We start from the raw sequence: 3409 nt of genomic DNA, 5'->3' as shown, positions 1-3409 counted from the left end.
GCGCTGGAGCACGTTCTTGGCGCCGCCGCCCAGGAGCACGGGCGGGTGCGGCTTCTGCGCGGGCTTCGGATACGAGCGGACGGGCGGGAAGTCGTAGTACTTGCCGTGGAACTCCGCCTCGCGCTTCGTCCACAGCTCCTTCATGGCCAGGATCGACTCCCGCGTCTGCGACCAGCGATGGTCGAAATCGCCGCCCATGATCTGCGTCTCCTCGCGCAGCCAGCCCGCCCCGATGCCGAAGAGGAAGCGCCCGCCGCTGAAGAGGTCGAGGGTCGAGATCTCCTTGGCCAGGAGGAGCGGATGCCGCTCGGGAACGAGGACGATGCCCGTCCCGAGCTTGATGCGGCTCGTGGTGCCCGAGGCGCGCGCCAGGGCCACGAAGGGGTCGATGAAGTGGGAGTAGGTCTCGGGAATGACCCCGTCCTCGGAGCCGGGGAAGCGGCTCTGCGATTGCACGGGAATGAACGGGTGCTCGGCGCACCAGAACGACTCGAAGCCGAGCTCTTCGGCCTTTCTGGCCATGGCGCCGACATCCACGAGGTAGGCGGGCAGGGGCACGGAGATTCCGACGTTCATGATGAGTCCTCCTTTATGGCCTTAGAAAAGCGGCAAGTAAGTTGCCGAGCATTCATGAAGAGGAGTCTGCCCCCTCACCCTGCCCTCTCCCCCGATGGGGGAGAGGGATCTAAAAAATTTGCCCTCGGAGCAGAGGACGCGGTGATGCGGGTTTCCCCGAGGCCAGACTCTTTTGAATCCCTCGCCCCCGGAGGAGAGAGGGCCGCAGTTCGAGCTGAAGGGCGAAGCCCTGAGGCGAGGGCTGAGTAAATGAGGGGGAGCATGTGACCAGAACACACGTGCACGGATAATCCTGGCTAATACCTGTTAGTCAAAGATGATGCCGCCGTCGACGTTGAACGACTGGCCGGTGATGTTTCGCGCGCCCGGTGAGGCCAGGAAGACAGCGAGGGCGGCCACGTCCTCGGGGTCATTGGGACGGCCGAGGGGGATGGCGGCATTGCGGCGGCGGGTCATGTCCTCGACGGAGATCCCTTCCTCGCGCGCGCGGGTGACCACGTTCGCCTCCGACAGCGCGGTGACCGTGGTGCCGGGGCACACGGCGTTGACGTTGATGTTGTGGCGGGCGAGCTGCTGGGCGGCGGTGCGGGTGAGGGAGATCACGCTGCCCTTGCTGGCCGCGTAGATGGCGTTGGAGGTGCCCGCGAACCCCTTGCCGGCGATCGAGGCGATGTTCACGATCACGCCGCTGCGCCGGGGAATCATCTCGCGCGCTACCCGCTGCAGGCAGAAGAACACGCCCTTGGCGTTGACGCGCATGATGCGGTCCCAATCCGCCTCGGTGAGATCCATGATGTAGGCGCGCCGGGTGATCCCGGCATTGTTCACGAGGATGTCGATGCGACCGAAGGTGGCCGCCACGTGCTGGACCATCTGATCGATGCTGGCGAGATCTCCGACGTCCGTGTCGAGGGCCAGGCTCCGGCGTCCGAGCGCCGCCACGGCGTCGGCGGCGGCCTTGGCGGCGCCCGCGTCGACATCCACGGCGGCAACGTGGGCGCCGGCCTGAGCCAGGGCCAGCGCGGTCGCCTTGCCGATGCCGTTTCCCGCTCCGGTGACGATGGCGACGCGATCATCGAGAGTCATGTCGTGTGGTCTCCTCGTGTTTCCGCCTGGCCAGGTGCGCCGACGTCGGCTGCGAGGCCCAAGGATACCTCAGGTGGCAAGCGTGCGGATTGCCTCTCGGCCCGCGCGCCTGTACTCTTCTGCCCTAACCCGAACTCACATCGGAGGTATCCCATGGCCGCCAATCGTGCCGTCGTCGTCGATCCCGAAGCGCCCGGCCGACTCGTCATCCGCGAGGTAGCGGATCCCGTCCCCGATCGAAGCGAAGCGGTGGTGCGTGTCCGAGCCATCTCGCTCAATCGCGGCGAGGTGAGGCGCTCGACCATGGCGGCGGCCGGCTGGCGCCCGGGCTGGGATCTGGCCGGTGAGGTCGAGCGCGCCGCCGCCGACGGCTCTGGCCCACGCGTGGGGGCGCGGGTCGTCGGGTTCCTTCCTGAAGGAGCCTGGGCGGAGCGGGTAGCCGTCCCGACTCACGCTCTCGCCACGCTGCCCGACAAGGTGACGTTCTCACAGGCCGCCACCTTTCCCGTGGCCGGCCTCACCGCGCTTCACGCCCTCGCCAAGGGTGGTCTGGCCCTCGGACGGCGCGTGCTCGTCACGGGGGCCACGGGTGGGGTCGGGGACTTCGCGGTGCAGCTCGCGCGGCTCGGCGGCGCGCACGTGACGGCGAGCGCCCGGCGCGCCGATCAGACGCCCGCCCTGCGCCAGCTCGGGGCCCACGAGGTGTTGGTGGGCGATGAGATCCCGCCTTCGCCCAAGTACGACGTCATCATCGAGTCCGTGGGCGGCCGGACTCTCGGCACCGCCCTGGCCGCCCTCGAGCGTGGCGGCGTCTGCGTCACCCTGGGCGTGTCCGCCTCGGCCGAGGTCACCTTCGACACGCGAGCGTTCTTCGTCACCGGCCGCGCGACGCTTTACGGCTTCTATCTCTTCACCGAGCTCGGGAACGAGCCCGCCTCGGTCGGCCTCCGCCGTCTCGCCGACCTCGTGGCGGCCGGCCAGCTCGCTCCGCACGTGAGCCTGGAGCGGCCGTGGAGCGAGATCGCTCAGGTCGCGCAGGATCTGATGGCCCGGCGCTTCCCCGGCAAGGCCGTGCTGACTCTGGAGTGATCGAGAGCCCGACAGCTCCTTGCCCGCTTCCGCGCATGCCGCCAGGCCGTCAACGTTCTCTGCCCTGAAGGGGCGAAACTACCGCTTCTACTGGCTCGGGCTCGTCTTCTACGTACTCGGCCACCGGGCGGAATACATGACCTTCGCCTGGATGACGTGGGAGGTGAGCCGGGATCCGCTGTCACTGGGATATCTCGGCCTCGCCCAGGGAGTCCCACTGGTCCTCTTCCAGCTCTTCGGCGGCGTCCTGGCCGATCGCATCAATCGGCTGCGCATGCTGATCGTGACGCAGATCCTGACCGCGGGGACCCTGACCATTGCCTTCGTGCTGACGATGTCGGGCCTGGTCCGGCTCGAGCACCTGCTGGCCCTCGCGGCATTGAGCAATACCTTCCGAGCATTCGACGAGCCGAGCCGCATGGCGCTCGTGCCGCAGCTCGTCGAGCGCGATCGGCTGGCGAACGCCATCGCCCTCGGCTCCATCCCGTGGCAGGCCGGTCGCATGATCGGCCCCTCCATCACGGGCGTCCTCATCGCGGCCTTCGGCGGCGCCATTGGCTTCGGGCTGGCGGCTCTTGCCTCCTATACCGCGCTGGCGCTGTACAGTCGCCTGCGCCTCCGCGGCACGTCTCCCGCCGGCCGTGGCCAGCACGTGCTC

4 protein-coding genes are annotated in these 3409 nt (G+C 68.3%); 2 read left to right on the top strand and 2 right to left on the bottom strand.

Translation table 11 applies throughout. From position 1 onward, the window contains the following. Together VGT00_21355 and VGT00_21350 are read right to left on the bottom strand one after the other, a co-directional pair. On the bottom strand, positions 1-576 hold a 576-nt coding region (locus VGT00_21355), incomplete at its 3' end, for a TIGR03619 family F420-dependent LLM class oxidoreductase (protein ID HEV8533978.1). Positions 577-882: 306 nt separating this feature from the next. After that, positions 883-1662, bottom strand: a complete 780-nt coding sequence (locus tag VGT00_21350; GenBank protein ID HEV8533977.1) for a glucose 1-dehydrogenase — start codon at positions 1660-1662, stop codon at positions 883-885. Between the two features lie 153 nt (positions 1663-1815). Here VGT00_21350 and VGT00_21345 point away from each other — a divergent pair, with 153 nt between their 5' ends. Together VGT00_21345 and VGT00_21340 are read left to right on the top strand one after the other, a co-directional pair. Continuing rightward, a complete protein-coding gene (locus tag VGT00_21345) occupies positions 1816-2751 on the top strand; it encodes a zinc-binding dehydrogenase (GenBank protein ID HEV8533976.1) in 936 nt (311 codons plus the stop codon). Between the two features lie 19 nt (positions 2752-2770). Continuing rightward, on the top strand, positions 2771-3409 hold a 639-nt coding region (locus tag VGT00_21340; GenBank protein ID HEV8533975.1), incomplete at its 3' end, for an MFS transporter.

This window comes from Candidatus Methylomirabilota bacterium (assembly GCA_036002485.1).
Lineage (GTDB): Bacteria > Methylomirabilota > Methylomirabilia > Rokubacteriales > CSP1-6 > AR37.
This window is presented reverse-complemented; position numbering and strand designations above follow the sequence as displayed.